This is a genomic window from Paradesertivirga mongoliensis (assembly GCF_024436395.1).
Lineage (GTDB): Bacteria > Bacteroidota > Bacteroidia > Sphingobacteriales > Sphingobacteriaceae > Paradesertivirga > Paradesertivirga mongoliensis.
Genome location: NZ_JAFMZO010000002.1, coordinates 715,556 through 736,078 on the forward strand (window position 1 = coordinate 715,556; position 20,523 = coordinate 736,078).

Genomic DNA, 20,523 nt, shown 5'->3' on the forward strand with positions numbered 1-20,523 from the left:
ACCAGCGAGCTAAAATGACGCCTCTCCGGTTTTTATATTCAGCTTCCAGGGACGCGGCTCCGGCAGCGATAACTTCCCATCTCCAATCTCTAAAGGCATCCATAAGTATCTTGAATCCCATTGTGTTGACGGTTTCCATTGGTCGCCCATATAGATCACAGTAGTAGTTTTCTTGCCTGCAACTTTAATCATCATAGTTGATTGAGATTGGTAGGTGTTAGTTTGAGGCGGGGCAATATCTACAAACTCCGACCATGGCCCTTCTAATGATTTGGAGGTGGCTACTTTATTGGGATTAGGTTTCCATCCCGTCAAGGCCGATCCGATAGCGTAATAGAGTCCTTTATAATTCACAATTGCTCCGCCTTCCAGCGGAGCCTGTATAAAGGATGTTACTTTTTCAACGGTCAAGTAATCATCAGAAAGCTTCGCGATGTAAAACCCTTTCGTCGGACGGCTTTCGAAAACGAGATAAGCGGAACCATCATCGTCAATAAACTGGCCTATGTCGCGGCTCTCCTTACCCAAAGGTCTGAAACTGTTAACAAACTTGTAATCCCCGTCTACCTTGTCGCTTACAGCAACACCCACCCTGGCATACTTATAAGCCCGGTCGTCCAGATGCATGTACATCACGAACTTTTTGGTCTTTTTATTATAGTAAACCTTGGGGCGTTCAAGTACCCAGCCGCTTCCAAGATTCTCCGGGTCGGAAAAAATTATCTTCTTTCTAAATTTCCAGTTAGTAAGATCATTGGACGAGTAGCAGCCCACATATCTCAGATGAGGTTCGTTGTCCTTTGCCCTGTATTCCCCAAACCAATAATAAGTCTTACCTAGCTTAATGATGCCGCCGCCGTGAGCCTGCACATGATTGCCGTTATTATCCGGCCATATACCTCCGGGATAAATTGTATCCCTTTTTTGAGCCGAGACCAGGCCACTGAACCAGCAGAGTAAAGCCAGCATCAGCACTCCTTTATTTTTGTTAATAGCTTCCATTTTCCTTATCGCTTTGTAAGAGGATTTTTTGCTGTAATATATATGATTATATGCTTTTTAACCAGACAAATGAATTATTTCCTGCTAACACAGAGAGGCCGTCCTCCCTCTTTAACTTTATTAATGGTCTATTCCTTAATAAAGATATTGCGCCGGACGACAGCCAGCCTTTCATGTCGGTTGGATTATTTCGCATTCAAGACCAAGACTTGCTTTGATAAAAAGCCATGGGAAGACTCTGGTAAACCCAGAACCTCGTGAAAAAAGAATCTATATTCATTGTACCGTCCGACTTCTTAAATGTGCCAGAGTATGATTAACTTTCGCCCCGAAAACGCTACGTTTCAACATGATTGCTATTAATTTCAACAGTATTATAGTAAGCAGACGTCACGATCTCTTACTTTTGGCGATAAAGCAATTAACCGAACAGCCATTATTCATTATAAGGCAGCTATAGGATTGAGTCTGGCTGCCTGGCATCAATATATAAAATTGTGCAAATTAACTATATGAAATTTATTCTCAAGAAAGTCCCTTTGCTACTTATCAGCACGGCCCTTTCGTTTGGAGCCATGGCCCAATCACCGGCAGCGACGAATGTACCACTGACATCGCTTAATTCCTTCAGAAATGCCGGTAACGACTGGAAGCTTTATTCCTGGACCTCGATGGATCCGCAACGGCCGGGAAAAATCAAAGTAAAGCCCGGAACCGGAATTCTTGTGAACACTAAGAACGAAACGACGCTGGTTATGGAATCCCAACCGGGGGATTCAGAAATTGAGTTCGACTTTATGATTTCGAAGAATTCCCGTCCATCGGTTTTCGTCCAGGGCTACGAGATTAAGCTAACGGATAGCCATTTAAAACAAGTTCCTGCCTTTAGTGATATGGCGGGGATTGTCTTGTCAGCACAGACAGGTCCGAAAGGCTTTCCAGCCTCTATGAATGCGGCTAAAGCTCCTGGCTTATGGCAGCATCTGAAGATTCGGTTCCGGGCGCCCCGCTTCGATGCAAGCGGCGCAAAAATTGCTGGAGCCCGCTTTGAGGACATCACACTTAACGGAGTGCTTGTACATGCACAAACGGAATTGCCCGATATCGGGAAGACCAATGCGGGACTGGCGTTTAAAGGAGAAGCTGGCCCGGTGGCGTTCCGAAATGTCTCTTACCGGCAATTACCACAAGCGCAGCCATCTCCATCATCCGGCCGTTACCGGCCTGCAACCAACCCAATAAGTCTTGATCCTACGGATAGCCCGTACATTTTAAGAAGTTTTTTAAATTTTAACAGCGGTAAACGCACCCACGCGGTTTCGGTAGGTTCGCCAGGCGGAATTAACTATTCGTACGACCTGAAACAGGGGACTTTATTACAGGTGTGGCGGGGCCAGTTTTTAAATATGACCGACATGTGGCATGAACGGGGGGAACCGCAAACTGCCAAGCCCCTCGGAAGCGTGATCCTATTATCTGAGGAACCGGCCCTGGCTGTATTGTCCGACCCTTCGGCTACATGGCCGGCAGCAATCCCTTTCGACGATTTTGCAAATAAAGGATATTCGCTGGATGCTAATGGACTGCCTACGTTCAGGTACAGGTTAGGCACGGCCGATATAGCAGACAAAATGGAACCCGATGCAAACAGCGGCGGATTGCGGAGAAGTATCAGTATCGAAAATGCTCCGGCTAACATGTACATGGTTATTGCCCGGTCGAAATTAATTGAGGCGCTCGGCAAAGGATTATACTCCGTAAACAACAGCGAATATTTCATTCGCATACCTAAAAAAACCAAACCAATTTTACGAGCTACCGCAAGCGGACAGGAATTGATCATTCCAACAGCGAGGCAATCATCACAAGTATCATACAGCATTATCTGGTAATCCCCAACATGAAAAATAGTCAAATAACCATACCACCAGCTATAAAATACTTAGTTTACGGACTGTTAATTACTTGTTTTCCCCTTATCGCGAAAACTCAAAATAAGCCGGCGGCTACTGCAGGTGAAAAACAACAGGAAGATGTAATTTACCCGATCCGCACAGTTGCTATCCCGCAGGGGCTGATGCTGGAAGTTGGCGGAATGGCGCTGCTTCCCAACGATGCATTGGCAGTTAGTACCCGACGCGGCGAAGTATGGATAATACATAATCCATATATGAAGAATGGCCAGCTTCCGCAATACCGGCTTTTTGCGAGGGGACTGCACGAAGTTTTAGGTCTGGCCTATATTAAAGGCGACCTTTACGCAACTCAGCGTTCAGAACTTACCCGCTTGCGCGACCTTGACGGGAACGGCGAAGCCGATGAATACGAAACAATTTACTCCTGGCCACTATCAGGTAATTACCACGAATATTCGTATGGGCCGCTGCTGGATAAGGACGGCAACATGCTCCTGGCGCTGAACCTGGGCTGGACCGGTAAGGAACAAAGCCTTTCGAAATGGAAGGGCTGGATGCTAAAGCTCAGTCCGGATGGTAAGATGCATCCTTTCGCTACTGGTTTCAGATCTCCGGCAGGCATGACTTTAAATAATGCCGGCGACGTTTTTTATGTGGAAAACCAGGGAGGCTGGGTAGGTTCGGGCTTCATTGCGCATGTGGAAGAAGGCGACTTTCACGGTCACCCGGAAGGTTTACGCTGGGCAAACCAACCCGGATCTCCTGTTAAATTGCAGATAAAGGATATTCCCAATACCGGCGAACCCATGTTTGAAGTAGCTAAACGGATGCCCGGTATAAAAACACCCGCGGTGTGGTTTCCTCATACGATCCTCGGGATCTCAACATCAGGGGTGATCAATTACGATGAACACGGAAAAATGGGACCGTTTGAAGGACAATTGTTAGTGGGCGACCAGGGCCAGAGCAAGATCATCCGTGTAGCCATGGAAAAAGTAAAAGGCGTTTACCAGGGCGCGGCCTTCCCTTTCCGTGAAGGCTTTTCATCAGGTCTTTTACGAATGACCTGGGGAAGCGACGGCAGCTTGTTCGTTGGTATGACATCACGTGGCTGGGGATCAACAGGGAGGCAATTATATGGACTTCAGCGGCTCGAATGGAGCGGCATAATGCCATTCGAAATAAAATCAATCAGTGCGCGTCCCGATGGGTTTGAGCTTGAGTTTACCATGCCTGTGGATGAAGTTTCAGCACGAAAAGCCAGCTCGTACGAGCTTAGCAGCTTTACATACAAATACCACTCCGACTATGGGAGTCCCGCAATTAACCAGGGAAAACGATCCATCAAAGCAATCGCGGTTTCTCCGGATAAGATGAGGGTGCGGCTTGTGCTGGATAGCCTCAAAGAAGGTTATATTCATGAAGTAAAAGCTGAAGGTATTCGGGCCGCAGAAGGCCATCTGCCTTTAATGCATAACTATGGATATTATACCCTGAACAAAATTCCTGACGGAGAAAAATTGACAATCTCGGCGGAAAATAGAGTAGCAGCCGAACATAATATGGCGATGATGGGTCACAGTACGGGAAAGAGTTCGGGAACGCGTTCGGTGCCTTCTGCCAAGCATCAGGCTAAACAACCAGCCGATTGGTCGGACGGACCGGATCGCACTATTGTTTTAGGCACCAGGCCCGGATTAAAATTCGATACTGAGTTAATCACGGTGAAACCGGGCACCAAAATCAAACTGACCTTTGCTAATAACGACGACATGCAGCACAATTTTGTATTAACTGCACCCGGCGCCGCTAATCAGGTTGGTGAAATGGCTCTTAAACTGGGTATAAACGGCGAAAAATTAAATTATGTACCTTCATCGCCGCTCGTGTTATTCAACACACTACTTTTGCAACCCGGAAAATCAGATACCATTTATTTCACAGCTCCGTCCAAGCGCGGCGAATACCCTTATCTGTGCACATACCCGGGACATTATATGATTATGAGAGGAATATTGAAGGTAGAATAAGATTTGAACAGCTTATATAATTGTTATGAAACATAGAATAGCACTCACCGCACTTTTTGTCAGTGCGGTTATCACCCTCACTTACGGGCAAGAAAGTTCTGTAAAGCCTAAACCAGAAGATACTGAAGTGTGGCAGCCGGTACCAAAAGTGGTGATTGCAGGTAAGACAAACGCTGAGCCTCCTTCTGACGCCATTATACTGTTTGATGGTCAAAACCTTGATCAGTGGGAGTCGGCAAGGGACCGCTCACCTGCCAAATGGGTCGTGTCGGGCGGTGTAATGACCGTTAACAAACGTTCGGGAGATATCCGGACCAAGCAAAAGTTTTCAAACTACCAATTACATATCGAATGGCGCATTCCTTCCAATATTAACGGCAGTGGCCAATCGCGTGGAAATAGCGGCGTTTTTTTAGCAGCAACGAACGGAAGTGCCGGCGGTTACGAGATTCAGGTTCTGGATGGGTATAATAATGAGAACAGAACTTATACTAACGGTATGGTGGGTAGTATTTACAAACAACATATACCATTGGTTAATCCTGCGAAAAAACCTGGTGAATGGAACGTCTACGATATCGCCTGGATCGCTCCCACCTTTAATGAAGATGGAACATTAAAAACACCTGCCCGGGTAACGGCTTTTTTAAATGGCGTATTGATCCAAAATAACGTTGAGGTAAAAGGTGAAACCAACTATATAGGGACGCCGTCATACGTAAAACATGGTGCCGCCCCGATTAAGTTGCAGGCGCACGGAGACCCTAGTGAACCTATAAGCTATCGTAATATCTGGTTACGCCCCGAGGGCATAACCTCCGAACAGTAAAACCGATCGATCTACGAAGAAGCTTCGTCAACAACAACATACAAGCAGGTAACGCGTAGCCGCGAGAAAATGCTCGTGAGACTTATTTAAATCTCATCCAGTCTACTTCAGCTTCGCCCGCGCCCTTCTGTGTTATAAACAAGTGCTGAGTTCCCCTGGGCTCTCCGGAAAGTTTTGCGGTAACTGCCTTCCATGTTTTGGATACCGGAACATTCAGTTCGGCGAGGATGGGCCCGGAAGGAGAACTTGATCTGATCTGCAGTATACCACCGGTATTCGAAGTTACCATCAATTCGACGGACTGAGGCTTATTACTTGCGAAATCAACACTATTGTATTGCAGCCATGCAGCCGGAGAACTAAACTTAGCTTTCCATCCTTTAAAGCGGTCTGCAGTGTCGACAAAACTTATCGATACCCCCGCATTACTTATCCCGCTGTAGCGGTCAATTTGTATTTTTCCGGAGGCGAGAGTCAAGCCTACGCCCCTCAAAGTTGGAATTACTTTCCTGATGGTTCCATCATTATTGAACGACAAACTGTCCATCCGTATAGATCTGTTCTTATCGAAATTAGGTGAGAGGTCATTGTGGTGATAAAACAAATACCATTGTTTTTTGAAATTAAGAATGGAGTGATGATTTGTCCAGCAACCAGTGGGTGATTCGTCCATAATAACCCCGGCAAATTTAAAGGGCCCTAATGGATTATTACCAGTAGCATATTCCAGTCGTTCAATTTTATTCTCCACATGAGGATAGGTCATGTAATAGATTCCGTTCCGTTCGAAGACATAAGGGCCTTCTTTCAAGCCTTTGCTGGGCAGTTCCTGAAGGATAACAGGCTCGGAGGCCAGCTCCAGCATATTGTTTTTCAGCTTAGCTCCGTAAATATGTCCCTGCGACCAGTACAAATAAGCCTGTCCGTCTTTGTCGGTAAACACATTGGGATCTATGCCTTTCACTTTCGCTATAGGTTCTGCCTGAGGGACGAACGGTCCCGTCGGATTATCAGCTACAGCCACACCAATTGTGAAACCTTTTACCTTAGTGGTGTCTTTTGAAGTACTTGGAAAGTAGAAGTAATATTTGCCGTTCCTCTCTATGCAATCAGGCGCCCACATGCTATAACTATCAGGCTTTACCCATGGAACCTTATTCTGAGTAACGATCATTCCGTGGTCGGTCCAGTCAGTCAGGTTTGCAGACGAAAACACATGATAGTCTTCCATTACAAACCAGTTTGCCCTTCCTTTTCCCGGCGCAGGCGGTATATCATGGGAAGGATATACATACACCCTGTCGCCAAAGACTCTGGCAGAAGGATCTGCAGTATACTGATCTGTGATAAATGGATTTTGAGCGAAGAGCTCGCCAGCACAGATTGTTAGTGCCGAAAGGATATATAAAAATCTTGACTTTTTCATATTGATTTTAAATCGCAATTAATCTTAAAGGGAAGCGGAACGAGACAGCACCAATTACTTCACTCGAAACCAATCAAAGTCGACATGGCCGCCAACATCTTTCGTGGCATAATTAAACAGTCCAAAGCGGTATCCCATAAAATGTGGCAGGGTGTAAGCCATTTTCAAAGGTTCACCTATCGGGATCCAGGTATTCCCGTCCAGGCTATACGAAAACTTCGCTACATCTTTTCTGTCCCTGAAATCACACTCCGTCTTTAGATATACCTTTTGCCGCTTTAATGGAATTCTGGCTATCTCAACAGGCTTCTCAGTCTGGGCGCTAATCATTACTACAGACTTAATTCCATTTTCAGATTTTACACCTACAATACCATATCGCTTCTGCAACAAGGCCAGCCCTGCGATATCGCCGTCTTTCATATTGGAAACATCAAGAACAGTGCTTCCTGTGCATTCCGGGCCGAAGGTTCTTTGAGTTAAGGTATTTCTTGCTAATAAAAACGACGTATCTGTTCTTCCTGTCTTAAGTCTTAGATACCCGGGGCGCTCCTTTACCGACCAAAGCCGGTTGTCCGGATTGTGATTCCATTGCCAAACGAGAGGCAATGCAGGCTCGGATTTCTTGCGCTTAAATTCATCGGAAGCGACGATGCCAGGAATCAATCCTTTGGAAGCCGGCAAATCCAGTGTTTGAGGCACCTTGCCATTCTCGCCAAGGACAGGCCAGCCCTCAACCCATTTTGCAGGCACCATGTACGGAATACGTCCCACTGAACCATAGTCTCTGAACAGGTACGAGTACCAGGTACCATCCGGCATATCGATTAAGCCGCCTTGCGCAACTCCCATATCCTGTAAAGCAACTCTTCCTTCATACGGACCAGTAATTTTATCGGCACGGTGAACTATAACTGTTCTCATACCGCCTCTGGGCCAGGAAATATTGAAGAGGTAATACTTCCCGTTTACTTTAAATAATTGTGATCCTTCTGCCGGAAGCATGATACTATTTCCGGAGGGGGCGGTGGCATTTGCTATAACTACCTGTTCGGTGGTTCCGGGTTTAATGCCAGAAACATCTTCGTTAAGCTCCACTAAACTGAGTTTTCCGGCGCCGTAGAGCATATACACTTTGCCGTCATCGTCAAAAAACAAAGAATGATCGTGATAACTTGGCCGGAAGGAAGAAACTTTCCATGGGCCTTTCTCGATATCTTTTGTAGAATAAACGTATGTTTTTCCGGTTGTCCCGGAGAAAGTACTGACATAAAAAGTTCCCCGATGATGCCGGATGCTGCTGGCCCATGATCCGCGCCCGTAAGTACTTTTACCGTTGTTTAGATTCAACTCGTCGGTATCATCCAGCTTGTCGTAACAGTAACCGACAAGCTTCCAGTTAATCAAGTCTTTCGATTTCATGATGGGTATTCCCGGACTCATGTGCATGGTGGTGCTGCTCATATAATACGTATCTCCCACCCTTATCATCGAGAGATCGGGTACGTCGGCGAAAATAACCGGATTTTGAGCCTTGTTATTCTGCGCTACAGATACCGAAGAAAGAGCCGTAAATACCATCAGGCAAAATATTGATTGCCATTTACCAAATGTTCTTATTTGTTTCATTATCATTATTTTATCAGAACCTTATGGCTCATAATATCAACCGTGTACTTAATTATTTTTTGATTCCACGCTCACCAGGCGAACGTAATAAACCGCTCCGGCTGTACTACCTGGCAATGCCTGAAACTTCACCCGGACGTAATCTTTCCCTCTCAGCATCGCATCCGGAATCGAGTATTCGATGTCGAAAAATTTCGACTGATTCCATCTGCCGGTATTGTCTTCCGTCACCAGCTTTTTATCATCCACATAAATATCAAACTTCCGGTTGCCCCACTCTGCTCCCCAATAACGAACAATGAGGCTTAAACCAGTTTTACGGCCTGTAGCCAAGCTATAGCTGAAATAACCTTCGTTTCGTGCGTCGCGCCAAAAAGCATCCGAATTATTTCCGGTGCCGGAGTTTTTTACCTGCATAGAATGGTCGGCCTCCGGCTGCTGTTCTCCGGGAGCTACGAAATCGAGGGTACGCTTTTCGAGTGCCAGTTTATATTGTTCAATTGACGTTATGGAATCGAGGTAGGACCGGTATTCCTTATTACTTAAGCTCATCCAGTACATCATATAGCGGGCATCGTGAATCTTGTAAAATGGTTCAAACACCAGGTCGGCCGGATTCTCCATTTTCATTCCAGTTGCTTTAAAAGTTAAAGGCTTACCGGATACAGGCTTCAAGTTCTCAGTAATAGAAGTGATATTATCCTGAATAAATATAGGCGCTTTATCGACAGGCAGCTTTCTGCCACCAGCTATATGGGCCCATCTTCCGTCCCCGGCAACTAACCCATTCAGGCTTTCTATTCCTGTTTTAGCGCCTAACAGAATAGGCCCGTGCATTACCGCGATATAATTAGGAACATTAGGCATTTTTTCAACCGAAGTGTGCATCGGCAAAAGCACTTGCACCACATCCCCCTTCTTCCAAGCTCTTTCTACAGCCACGTACGAAGAATTCTGAGCCGAATGAGGGACTATTTTCCCGTTGACTGATATTTTTAAGGAACCTTTTTTTACCCATGAAGGATAACGAATCATCAGTGCGAAACGCCCTTTCCCTTCAACTATAGTGAGCTTACTTTGCTCCTGATATGGAAAACTGGTCTCCTGTCTAATCTTCATTTTCTTTTCCTTCCAGTTCAACTGAGAGGGAACAAAGAGATTTACAAAAAGAGAGTCATTGGTATGAGTATAGACAAACTCGCCATATTTGCCATGATTTTCCATACCACTGCCCACGCAACACCACATTCCCTGATTTGGAGAAGAATAAACGCGATAATGACGGGGACGAGCCGGAGTGAAATATACATAGCCCCCATGCTCAGGATGTTGAGTTGAAAGGATATGATTGTATAACGTCCGTTCGTAGTAATCTGCGTATTCTGCCCGGGGTTCCATTCTGAACAAATCCGCCGTTAGCTTCAGCATGTTGTAAGAGTTGCAGGTTTCGGGGCCCTCTACATCGTGAACAAAATCTTCGGAAGAGGAAACGCTTGGGAAAAATTCCCTTCTGCTGTTTCCGCCAAAAGCGAGCGTCCGGTTTCTGGTTACTGTTTCCCAGAAAAACTTACCAGCCTTCAGATAATCCTGTTCTTTACTCAACTCCCCTACTCGTTGAAAGCCTACAGCCTTCGGCACTTGTGTGTTGGCATGTTTGTTATCAAGATTGTCTTTTCCGGCAGACATGGGGCCTAAGAGCATTTTGTGAGAAAACCGTTTTGCAGCTTTCATATATTTCTCATCGTCGGTCATCTGGTAAGCGTCGGCAAAAATCTCGTTCATTCCGCCGTGCTCAATATCCAGCACCGACTCCATTTGCTTGTCGTTAAGCGATGCGGTGATATCGATACCCCAGTCGCAAAACTTCAGAAACATGGCTTTTGCATCTGCATTGCCGGTGTACAACCATGCGTCGCGTAAACCTGCATAGGTTTTATGAAGATTATACCAGGGTACCCAGGCAGCACGTAAGGCCGCAAAATCTCCGGTTTTAAAAGTGCTCCATATTTTCGCGCTGTTTGGAACCCCGCCTGCATAGCCTTTGCCCCAGGCGGAATGATTCTTTTCGCTCGCCGCCTGGCAAGCTTTTAGCTCCGCAATCATATAATCCATTCGTCTCTTGCACTCCACATTTCCAGTGGCAGCATAGTGAATTGCCAAAGCGCTTAAATAATGCCCCCCAACATGTCCATCCAATCCATCCCAATTAGAATAGCCTTTTGCTTTTGCAGGCAAGCCCGCTTCCTTTCGGTAGGGGGCGAGCAAGCGATCCGTATCGTACTTTAAAAGTGTCTGAACGTTCAGATCCTGAGCATGCTTAAAAGGCCCTTCAAGCAGAGTCACATCGCTTAAAGAGAAGGAGTTTGGATACAACTTATCCTGTCCGTATCCCTCAAAACTGGCACAAACGGCTCCAATGAGAGCTGCATAAATCAAGTTTTTCTTTCGTATTATCATCATAAAAAAAGGAAGGTTCTGTCTGAAATCTCTGCTGCTGCATTTTCAGGCAGGAGAATAATTAGAACGGTAAAGCACCAATCGAAGCTATTCTTGAGAAGCAGGAATTGGTAAAACACTGTATTTTGAAAACAACGAGGCATCTACCGGCTTAAACAGCAATTGCGAGAACATATACAAATCGTTCTTCCAGACTTTGAAGTCGTGCCCTCCGGGTTCTACATAGAAAATGTGAGGCACCTTATTTTTTTCAAGATAATTATGAGTGCGGCTGCTGATCCGCATCAGATTGTCAGCATCTCCGCAGGAAATCCATAAAAGCTTCAGCTTTTTTCTGGCTTCTTCAGGATTGGGGACAAGAGCTTCCGGGGCCTTTGTATTGGGGGCTGAAGAAAAGCCACCAACCCATGCAAACTTATCCAGATTGCCTAAACCGAAGTTCAGTGATTGCCCACCGCCCATCGACAGCCCGGCGACTGCTCTATTTTCCCGGTCGCTGTATACCGGATAGCTTTTTTCAATATGTGGAATAAGGTCGTTAAGCAGATCCTTCTCGAAATCGGCGAAAGCCTGGACTTTAGCCGGCTCGAAAATATTCCCGGTTGCGCGGTCATCTTTCATCGCCCTGCCATTTGGCAGAATAACAATCATGGGCTGAAGCTTATTTTCAGAATACAGATTATCCAGAATTACCTGGGGATTTCCGTTTTTAAACCACTCTTTTTCGTCGCCGCCAATACCGTGCAGCAAGTAAAGCACAGGATACTTTTTGGCTTTTGAATACCCTGGAGGGGTATAAACCAAAGCTCTCCGTGAGGCACCCACAGAGCTGGAAGAATAAGAGAGCGTGTCTATTTTTCCTTGTTTTATACCCTGCCGAGGAATATCGAAGCCAGTGGGAGCTTGCTTTACGATAGGTTGAGCAGTAGCGAATAACCCGCTTATCAAAAACGCAATAATAAATTTTAATCTTTTCATATTCTAACACATTCGTATGAATGCAACAGTTAATTTATTTAATAAAACAGAGCCAAGCTTTAAAAATGGCCTGACTCTGAGTGGATTCGATAAACTGGAATACCTTACTCCGAAAGGTGGACTATTGGTATCCGGGATTCTGATATTTAACTTTTTCTTCCGCACTCATTTGCATCGCGTCAAGCTGTCCTTGAGGGATAGGTCTCAAATAGTGGTGGGGTTGAATGGTACGAGTTATTGTCGCTGGCGTGTGATCGCCCTTTAAGATTCCTGCAATTTGGTAAGTACCGGCAAATTCGTTCCATTTTTGAGTTCGCACCAGGTCAAACCAACGATACCCTTCTCCGTAAAATTCACGTGATCTTTCAGCCAAAATGTATTCGATAGTGATGGTGGCTGGTGTAGCAGCTGTCATAGCAACGCTGTTATTTTCCGACTTTGCAGTGTTACCGTTGTTGTTCCATCTCCATTTTCCGGCCCGGGCACGAATGACGTTAATTAAATCTCTAGCACTCTTACCAGATGCCGTGGTAGCACCTTTCACAGCTGCCTCCGCAGCTATAAAATATAATTCAGAAAACTTTGCAATATTGAACGGGCGGGTACTCCCGGCGTTTGGCTGCCCCAAGCCTCCGTTATTGTCTGTGCGATAGGGGCCAAGCTTCCAAATACCCGGATAAACTACCCTGCTTATCCCACGCGGAGAAATAACAAAATCTGCCCGCCCAGGCAATTCCCCGGCGCCTATATTACTTCTCCCGGGTGAATGTTGAGTTTGTCCGGGAGTAAAGGCGGGATAATTAATTGGAGTTAACGGTTCCGAATCCAGGAAAGTCAGTATAGCATCGCCCGGTGTAACTGGAAGACTATTTGCATTATACATCATTGCAATGCTTCTATCATTGGGATTTAAGTTCCAGTTCGCCCGGTAAACAGTAGTGAAAGTACCATCATATCGCGAGTCAAGAGTTTTATCGGCAAAGGTGTTCGTAATCACGCCAATAGGAGGCGCCATCCGGGTCCAGGGTCGTCCTAAAGGCTGAACTGCTGCTCGCTGAACCGAACTTTTAGGTGAAGTCCATCCAGGGTTAGTTGAACTCGTAATTTCTGTATAGTTCCATGTGCCCATCCAACCCGCAAAGTTGTCGGGAGCGCCGCCGCTTCCGAATGTGAGACTACCGCCGTTATATAATTCACTGGTCTCTGTATGATCTGCATAAAGCAGAATTTCGTTATTACGATCGTTTGAAGCCAGGTTCACATCATAATACGTAGGCTGCAAACCGAAAGGTCCCGGGTTGTCAATAGCTGTAGTTGCCACATCGTAAGCTTTTTGAAAATACCACTGGGCATCGTGCCCGTCTGGGTCAGTGCGTGGGGCTGCCGGATAGGTAGGAATATTATTAGGATTTTGCAGCCACCATCCGTAAGTCAGATAAGCCTTAGCCAGGTAAAGGCGCGCAAGAGTTTTGGTTGCTCCACCCGTAACCCTTGGATTTATTGGCAAATTTTCAATTGCCATAAGTAAATCCGGGAAAATAGCTTTGGTATATACTTCGGGTACTGTATTTCGAACCGAGGTTCTCACAGCGGTAGTATTAAACTTCAGCTCACCAGATCCAAGATCTAAAGGAACTCCTCCAAAGGTTTGCACCAACTGAAAATAGTCGAACGCGCGAAAAAATCTTGCTTCCGAAATCAGTGCTTCCGCAATCCCTACTGCTGCTGCATTTTCGATGATACCGCTCGCTGTGTTAATATTTGAGAATGCAGCGCCCCAGAGAACGTCGGAACGGCTTGTACTACCATTAAGCTGTCCAATACCTGACAAGTCCATGTCCTTAAAGTTGCCATCGGCCTGTTGTCCCCAGGTATGTTCGTCGGTACCGGTTTGTGTAGCATTATAATAGTATGCCTGCCCGTAAATGTATCGTAAATGCGCATACATTGACGTTAATCCGCCCCGCACACCTTGTTCAGTTTTAAAGAAACCCGGCTCGAATGAACTACGAGGATTTTCTTCAAGAATATCCGAGCATCCTGCAGTGAATAGCAGCAAGGCAGCTCCTAAAAAAGTTTTTATATCTATCCGTTTCATGTGAATACTTTTAAAATGTCAAATTAAGACCTAACAGGAAGCTTCTTGTTGCCGGGGCGTTTGTGCCCTGGGTAAGTATCCGTCTTAGATTTTCTCCGTACGCTACCGCCGCATTTTCATTACCAAATGAGTTAGTTTCAGGATCCATGCCCGATTCTTTATGATATGGAGAAAATAGCACAAAGGGATTTTGGGCAGTAAAGTACACTCTGAACCTATCGATTCCTGTTTTTCCCATCCATTTGCTTTCCTGGAAATTGTAACCCAGAGTTATGGTACGCACCTTTACATAAGATGCATCGAAATAGCCCATGGTACTGCCGTATTTCGGGCCGTCTCCGCTTCTTGGTCCTGCAGGGTTTGGATATTTCGCGTCGGTGTTCTCAGGAGTCCAATAGTCCACCTTAACATTTCCCCTGCGGGCGGTTAGTAAATTTAAATATCCGGACGAACCATACAATGTGCTGTTAAGGATACCCCCGCTTTTAAATATCCCGACAGCGCTAAGATCAAACCCTTTATATGCCACCCGGGTATTAAAACCGCCCTGAAAATCGGGATCTATTTCAATAATTTGACGATCGGCTGCACCGATAGCTCTTACCGGAACGCCATTTTCGTTGTACGCTCCCGTATACTTTACTTTAATCATTCCCGGCTTTCCGCCAGGCTCTAAGACACTCAAATGCGGATCACCTTCTTGCCAAAGGCCTGTTTTTTCGTAGTCATAAATAACGTTTACAGGGTGGCCTACAAACCACCAGTTATTTTCATCTCTGGTCGACCCATCAGCTAACCCTACAATTTTATTCCGGTTTCCAAAAAAGTTTACACCAGCTTCCCAGGTCCAGCCGCCAACATTATCAAGTATTACACCATTAAGTGAAAGCTCGATCCCTTTATTTTGAGTTTTTCCAATATTTACGGTTTGACTTCCGGCTCCGGTGGTAGCCGGCAATCCCTGACCGAGCAGGATATCTTCGGTATTGGTTTTATAATACTCGACTGTACCCGACAACCGATTGTCAAGGAAACCAAAATCAAGTCCCAGATTTAAGGTTTTGGAGTATTCCCATCCTAAACTGGCGCTTGGAAGCTCAGTTACATAATAACCGGTGGCATAAGTACTATTTCCAAAATTATATGGTCTTGTACCCAGGCGACCAAGTGTAGAATAAGGCCGGATCGCCTGATTTGAGGTTTGCCCGAATCCAGCTCTTAATTTCAACTGGTTTATAGACGTAAAATCCTTCATAAACGCTTCCCTTGATATATTCCATCCTACAGAAACCGCTGGATAAGTATGCCATTTGTTACCTGGCGCAAGTCTCGAGGATCCGTCTGTTCTTAGTGTGGCCGAAAACATGTAGCGATTATCGTAAGAGTACATCACACGTCCCATCCACGACAATAAACCGTATTCTGTCAAACCCGATCCAACCCTCATCTCCTCTCCTGCTTGCCCCAGGTTATAATATTGGAATTGATCCGTTGGAAAATTAACGCCTGATGCATTTGCGTTAGTAAGCCTGGTTTCCTGCGCCGAATACAAACCCACCACATTTATCTGATGTTTCTCAGCGAAAGTACGATCATACGTCAAGAGGTTTTCAACTGTCCAGTCGGTGGTAAACGAAGTATTGAGCGCTGCGCTCGATTTCGTATCAGGATTAGTACTATTGATTCCAACCCCTGTAAAACTCCCATTATTACTTTGACGGTAATTTAAACCCAGGTTCAATCGATATTTTAACCCCTCAACACCAGGAATTTTAACTTCTCCATATATGCTGTTATATGTGGCTAAAGCTTTGGTTTCGTTTAGCCATCTGTCGCTGACATTGTTTAATACATCCCGGGTATATAACCATGACTCATCTGCTCCGGAATAACGAACGGTTCTCTTTAAAGTACCATCTTCGTTATAAGGATTAGCAAGGGGCGATATTGCAAGTATACCATACAAGCCAACGTTAGAGCCCTCTGTAAAGTTATAGCTGTTGTTTGTAGTAAACCCTAGCTTAACATACTTACCTACGCCCTGATCCAGGCTACCACGTAAACTATAGCGTGTGAACTGTTGAGTGGGCACTACTCCTTCATCTTCAAAATAACCAAGATTGAAATTGTAGCCTCCTTGTTCCGTACCACCCGAAACACCCAGGTCATGGCTCATCACCCTTCCCGTTTGATAAAAGAGATCTTGCCAATCCGTACTGACATCGTTAGATTCATCTGGCGAGTTAGTGTACAAATTCCCGGCAGCAGCACGAAGAGCAGCGAATTCCTGCCCGTTCATCATCGGATACTTTGAAAATAACGTTTTCGGTCCGAAAAAGCTATTGTAGCTTAATTTCGCTTTCTGTCCTTGCTGCCCTCTGTTTGTGGTTACCAACACTACCCCATTGGCACCACGGGAACCATAGATTGCGGTCGCAGATGCATCTTTAAGAATATCAATACTCTTAATATCGTTAGGGTTAATATCTCCAATGGTTCCGGCGAATGGAATTCCATCCAACACAACAAGCGGATCGTTCTCTGCACTCAAAGATCGCGTTCCCCGCACCCTGATCTGCATCCCTGCGCCCGGCTGAGAGGATGTTTGAGATAATTCTACCCCTGGCAAACGGCCTTGTAAAGCTTGCGAAATATTAGCTGCAGGCACATCGCGTAACGTCTCCCCGCCAATAGTAGCTACCGAGCCTGTTACGGCTTCTCTTCGCTGGGTACCGTAGCCCACCACGACAACTTCCTTTAAACTTTGATTGTCGGGCGCCATGGTAATGAGGACATTGGTTTTCCCCTGAATATCAACTTCCTTATTTGTGAAGCCAATAAAGGATACAATTATCGCCGTCTCATTCACAGGAACATCAAGTGAAAATTCGCCATCTACGCCCGTAGAGGTTACAGCGGCGCTGGATTTAGCTTTGACACCCGCCCCTGGCAGGGGTTCGTTTTGCCCATCTACCACCCTTCCGCTTATCCGCTTGGTTTGCGCATAAACAGATTCACTTAGAAAGAAAGCGAGCAATGTAAATACGAGGCATTTACTGAAATCGTTTGATAAAAAATTTCTCATAGATTTAAATCCATTGGTTAATGTTAAATATTGTCATTGATTATATATGGAATTGGTTTATTGGCCACAGGGACTGTATGATATCAAAATCGTTTATGACTTTCGGGTTTAAACAATAGGTTTAGTTAGCAGATATATCGACAGACCAGTTGTTTTGATAAACACCGAAGGACTGTAATACATTAGTTACAGGACAAATCTAGAGCAAAGAATATCTGACTTAGGTAAATAATCGCCAAATTAATGATAGAAATGTTCATTTTTTGTCATTAGGCTTGAGTTATATTAACAAGAGACCTATAAGTACAATACAGGATACAGTTAATGTCTGGATAAATGACACAGCTAGATCCCTCGGCCATGCGAATACTAGGTTACTCAACAAGTTTATAGGTTCTGCCTCTTTTTGTGCGTAGATCATACATGAAACTTTCAGGGAGTGAGAAAGTCAAATTAACGCCGCTTTGTTTCACGATTGCTTGTTTAACCACTGGTATAGAATAGAACGAATTAGAATTCCTACCCTTAGATGGCTTCAAGCGAGTATTGACTAAGGAATGGCTTGTTCTTATCCTAAAATTACCTCCGAGCGAAGAGTGAACCACGAGCCTGGTAATCTTGCGATCGTCCCAATCCATGTCAATCTTAAATCCGCCCCGTGCCATTAAGCCAGACACACTTCCTTTCTTCCACACATCAGGCAAAGCCGGGAGCAAGTGAACCGCTCCATCATGGCTTTGCAGCAGCATTTCGGCAATCCCTGATGTGCATCCGAAATTCCCGTCTATTTGAAAGGGAGGATGAGCATCGAAGAGGTTGGGATAGGTTCCGCCAGACTGTCTGCTACTTGTTACAGGAGCAATTTGATCGGTTAGAAGTTTATACGCATGATTTCCATCCAGCAAACGTGCCCAAAGATTTATCTTCCAGGCCATCGACCATCCCGTTGAAACATCTCCGCGGTAAACCAGCGAGTTTTTTGCCGCAGCAAAAAGCTTTGGTTGTCGAAAAGGGGAAATCTGGTCGGCCGGAAACAAGCCGTAAAGATGAGATACATGTCTGTGATTGCTCGCCGGGTTGTCAAAATCTTCCAACCATTCCTGCAGTTGCCCGTGCTGGCCAATCTGCATGGGAGGGAGCCTGTCGCGAAAAAGGCTGATGCTATCGCGAAAAGCCCTGTCGGCTTTTAACTCGGCGGACGCCTTCATCACTAAAGAGAACAAGCCATAAACCAGTTGGTTATCCATTGTGGCGCCCTCAGTAACCGAGATTCCATTCTTATAATCGTGCTCGGGCGAGACGGACGGAGAAACAACAAGCCAGTTATGCTCCTTTTCGGGCTGCAATGCGTCTATATAGTACTGGGCTGCCCCTTTCATTATTGGATAATATTTTTTCAGAAAGGCTTTGTCGCCAGTATACAGGTAGTGCTCCCACAGATGCTGGCACAGCCAGGCATTGGAGGTTGGCCATAAACCCCAGAAGGCGCCATCAACTACTCCTGTAATGCGCCAGATATCGGTATTGTGATGCAGAACCCAGCCCCGGGCGCCATACATTACTTTAGCTGTGGGCTTTCCGGTTTCGGATACATCTTGTATAAGATTAAACAGCGGCTGATGAAGCTCTGAAAGTTGTGTAACTTCAGCCGGCCAGTAGTTCATCTCTGTGTTGATATTAATAGTGTACTTGCTGTCCCAGGGCCCCTTTAGCTCTCCGTTCCAGATGCCCTGCAGATTAGCCGCCTGTGAGCCCGGCTGAGAGCAGGAAATGAGCAGGTATCTTCCAAACTGAAAATAAAGTTCCGCCAGTTGCGGATCTTTACCCGCAGCAAAATTCTTAATGCGAATATCGGTGGGCTCCATGGCTGCTGCAGTGGATCCTAAATCCAGCTTCACACGGCTATAATATTTTCGATAGGCCTGTACATGTTCATTCAACAGTCGCTGGTAACTACTCCCCTGAGCTGCATCCAGCAAAGCTGACGCTCTTCGTTCGGGATCTGCGCTGATATCCTGATAGTTAATAAAATTTGTAGCAATGGAAAGGTGGATTTCGGCAGTATCGGCCCTGTTTACATTAAATGCGGTACTATCTTTTTCAACTGAACCTCCGGATGTTTTAACACGGGCGGCAACGTTAAATTTTATTTTGCCTTTCTGATTTTCATGATCGCTGCCCTTGCCGGCAAGTAATAAATCATCGCCTTTCCAATAAACAGATTGTTTGAGGGGACTTTGAAGATTCAGCTTAAAACTAAGCTTCGCGGGTTGGCTTGCTGTAAGCCTTACCACAAGAATATTCTTTGAAAGAGAAGTAACGTACTCTCTTTTATACTCCACACCGTCCAGAGTGTAACTTACGGACGAGGTGGCGTTTTCAATGTCTAATTCTCTTCTGTAATTTCGAACGTTTTCATGTCCTGGAAAACTGATAAGCAGGTTGCCGGCAAGCTGGTAAGGCATTCCGCTATTTCCTTTTGGTCCTAAACTCTTATTTGCCAGGGCTTGCGCTTCGGCGTACTTTTTATCGGCGAGCAAAGCTCTTACCTGATTGATGTATGGAAGCGCAGCACTGTCGATATTGTTATTGGGCCCGCCTCCCCAGATTGTTGCCTCGTTTAACTGCAAACGTTCCTGCCCCGAATTGCCAAAAATCATCGCTCCGATATACCCATTGCCTATCGGAAGTGCCTCGTTCCAGTTTGCCGCAGGCTTATCGTACCATAATACGTTCCTCTGCTGAGCTGTTATAATAGAACTGTTGACTATCAGACAAATCAGAAGGACAGCCTGCAACGGGCGTTGAAGTATACTCATAGTTAACAAGGTTTATATCAAACAATCAATTTAACAACCAATAGTCCCTTCAAATGGGTTTGCCGGGACTATTCAATAATTTCTGTACCGAGATTAGCCAGAGCTATTTTAACATGGTGAGGGATGTTACCAGGTTTAGCCCAAATCATATTACAGGGTACAGACCACAAATTTTATAATGGTGTTATGTTGTTTGACAAATCTGGGCTGAAAAACGCAAAGCATTTTGCCCGATTGTTAAAATTAAGGGGAAA

The 20,523-nt window shown here is 45.4% G+C and carries 11 protein-coding genes; 3 read left to right on the forward strand and 8 right to left on the reverse strand.

Translation table 11 applies throughout. The features are described from left to right. Window positions 1-9: 9 nt before the first annotated feature. Window positions 10-1,002, reverse strand: a complete 993-nt coding sequence (locus J3P43_RS09330; protein WP_255901454.1) for a family 43 glycosylhydrolase — start codon at window positions 1,000-1,002, stop codon at window positions 10-12. A gap of 512 nt (window positions 1,003-1,514) precedes the next feature. Between J3P43_RS09330 and J3P43_RS09335 the strand changes: the two genes are divergently transcribed. Genes J3P43_RS09335 through J3P43_RS09345 form a run of 3 tightly spaced genes read left to right on the forward strand, consistent with a single transcriptional unit; the run spans window position 1,515 to window position 5,777 of the window. Next, window positions 1,515-2,894 (forward strand): 3-keto-alpha-glucoside-1,2-lyase-like domain-containing protein, encoded by a 1,380-nt coding sequence (locus J3P43_RS09335; RefSeq protein ID WP_255901456.1) that lies wholly within the window; start codon window positions 1,515-1,517, stop codon window positions 2,892-2,894. An 8-nt stretch (window positions 2,895-2,902) separates the two neighbouring features. After that, window positions 2,903-4,948: a plastocyanin/azurin family copper-binding protein gene (locus J3P43_RS09340; RefSeq protein ID WP_255901458.1), complete on the forward strand. Its 2,046-nt coding sequence runs from the start codon at window positions 2,903-2,905 to the stop codon at window positions 4,946-4,948. Between the two features lie 25 nt (window positions 4,949-4,973). Next, entirely contained in the window at window positions 4,974-5,777 is an 804-nt protein-coding gene (locus tag J3P43_RS09345) for a 3-keto-disaccharide hydrolase (RefSeq protein WP_255901461.1), read from the forward strand. Between the two features lie 82 nt (window positions 5,778-5,859). Here J3P43_RS09345 and J3P43_RS09350 read toward each other — a convergent pair whose 3' ends face one another. The 7 genes from J3P43_RS09350 to J3P43_RS09380 all read right to left on the reverse strand — a co-directional run bounded on the left by J3P43_RS09350 (window position 5,860) and on the right by J3P43_RS09380 (window position 20,269). Beyond that, the gene (locus J3P43_RS09350; protein WP_255901463.1) at window positions 5,860-7,203 is read right to left on the reverse strand and encodes a family 43 glycosylhydrolase; all 1,344 of its coding nucleotides are present in this window, start codon (window positions 7,201-7,203) and stop codon (window positions 5,860-5,862) included. Between the two features lie 54 nt (window positions 7,204-7,257). Next, on the reverse strand, window positions 7,258-8,832 hold the full coding sequence (locus tag J3P43_RS09355) for a glycoside hydrolase family 43 protein (protein ID WP_255901465.1): 1,575 nt from the start codon (window positions 8,830-8,832) through the stop codon (window positions 7,258-7,260). A gap of 48 nt (window positions 8,833-8,880) precedes the next feature. Further along, window positions 8,881-11,292 carry a glycoside hydrolase family 127 protein gene (locus J3P43_RS09360; protein ID WP_255901467.1) on the reverse strand — a complete coding sequence of 804 codons (2,412 nt, stop codon included), beginning with the start codon at window positions 11,290-11,292 and terminating at the stop codon, window positions 8,881-8,883. Between the two features lie 84 nt (window positions 11,293-11,376). Continuing rightward, complete coding sequence (locus tag J3P43_RS09365; protein ID WP_255901470.1) at window positions 11,377-12,267, reverse strand: alpha/beta hydrolase; 891 nt, start codon at window positions 12,265-12,267, stop codon at window positions 11,377-11,379. Between the two features lie 121 nt (window positions 12,268-12,388). Beyond that, window positions 12,389-14,365, reverse strand: a complete 1,977-nt coding sequence (locus J3P43_RS09370; RefSeq protein ID WP_255901473.1) for a RagB/SusD family nutrient uptake outer membrane protein — start codon at window positions 14,363-14,365, stop codon at window positions 12,389-12,391. 10 nt (window positions 14,366-14,375) lie between these two features. Beyond that, window positions 14,376-17,450 (reverse strand): SusC/RagA family TonB-linked outer membrane protein, encoded by a 3,075-nt coding sequence (locus J3P43_RS09375; protein ID WP_255901475.1) that lies wholly within the window; start codon window positions 17,448-17,450, stop codon window positions 14,376-14,378. Between the two features lie 374 nt (window positions 17,451-17,824). Then, complete coding sequence (locus J3P43_RS09380) at window positions 17,825-20,269, reverse strand: glycoside hydrolase family 95 protein (RefSeq protein WP_255901477.1); 2,445 nt, start codon at window positions 20,267-20,269, stop codon at window positions 17,825-17,827. Window positions 20,270-20,523: the final 254 nt, after the last annotated feature.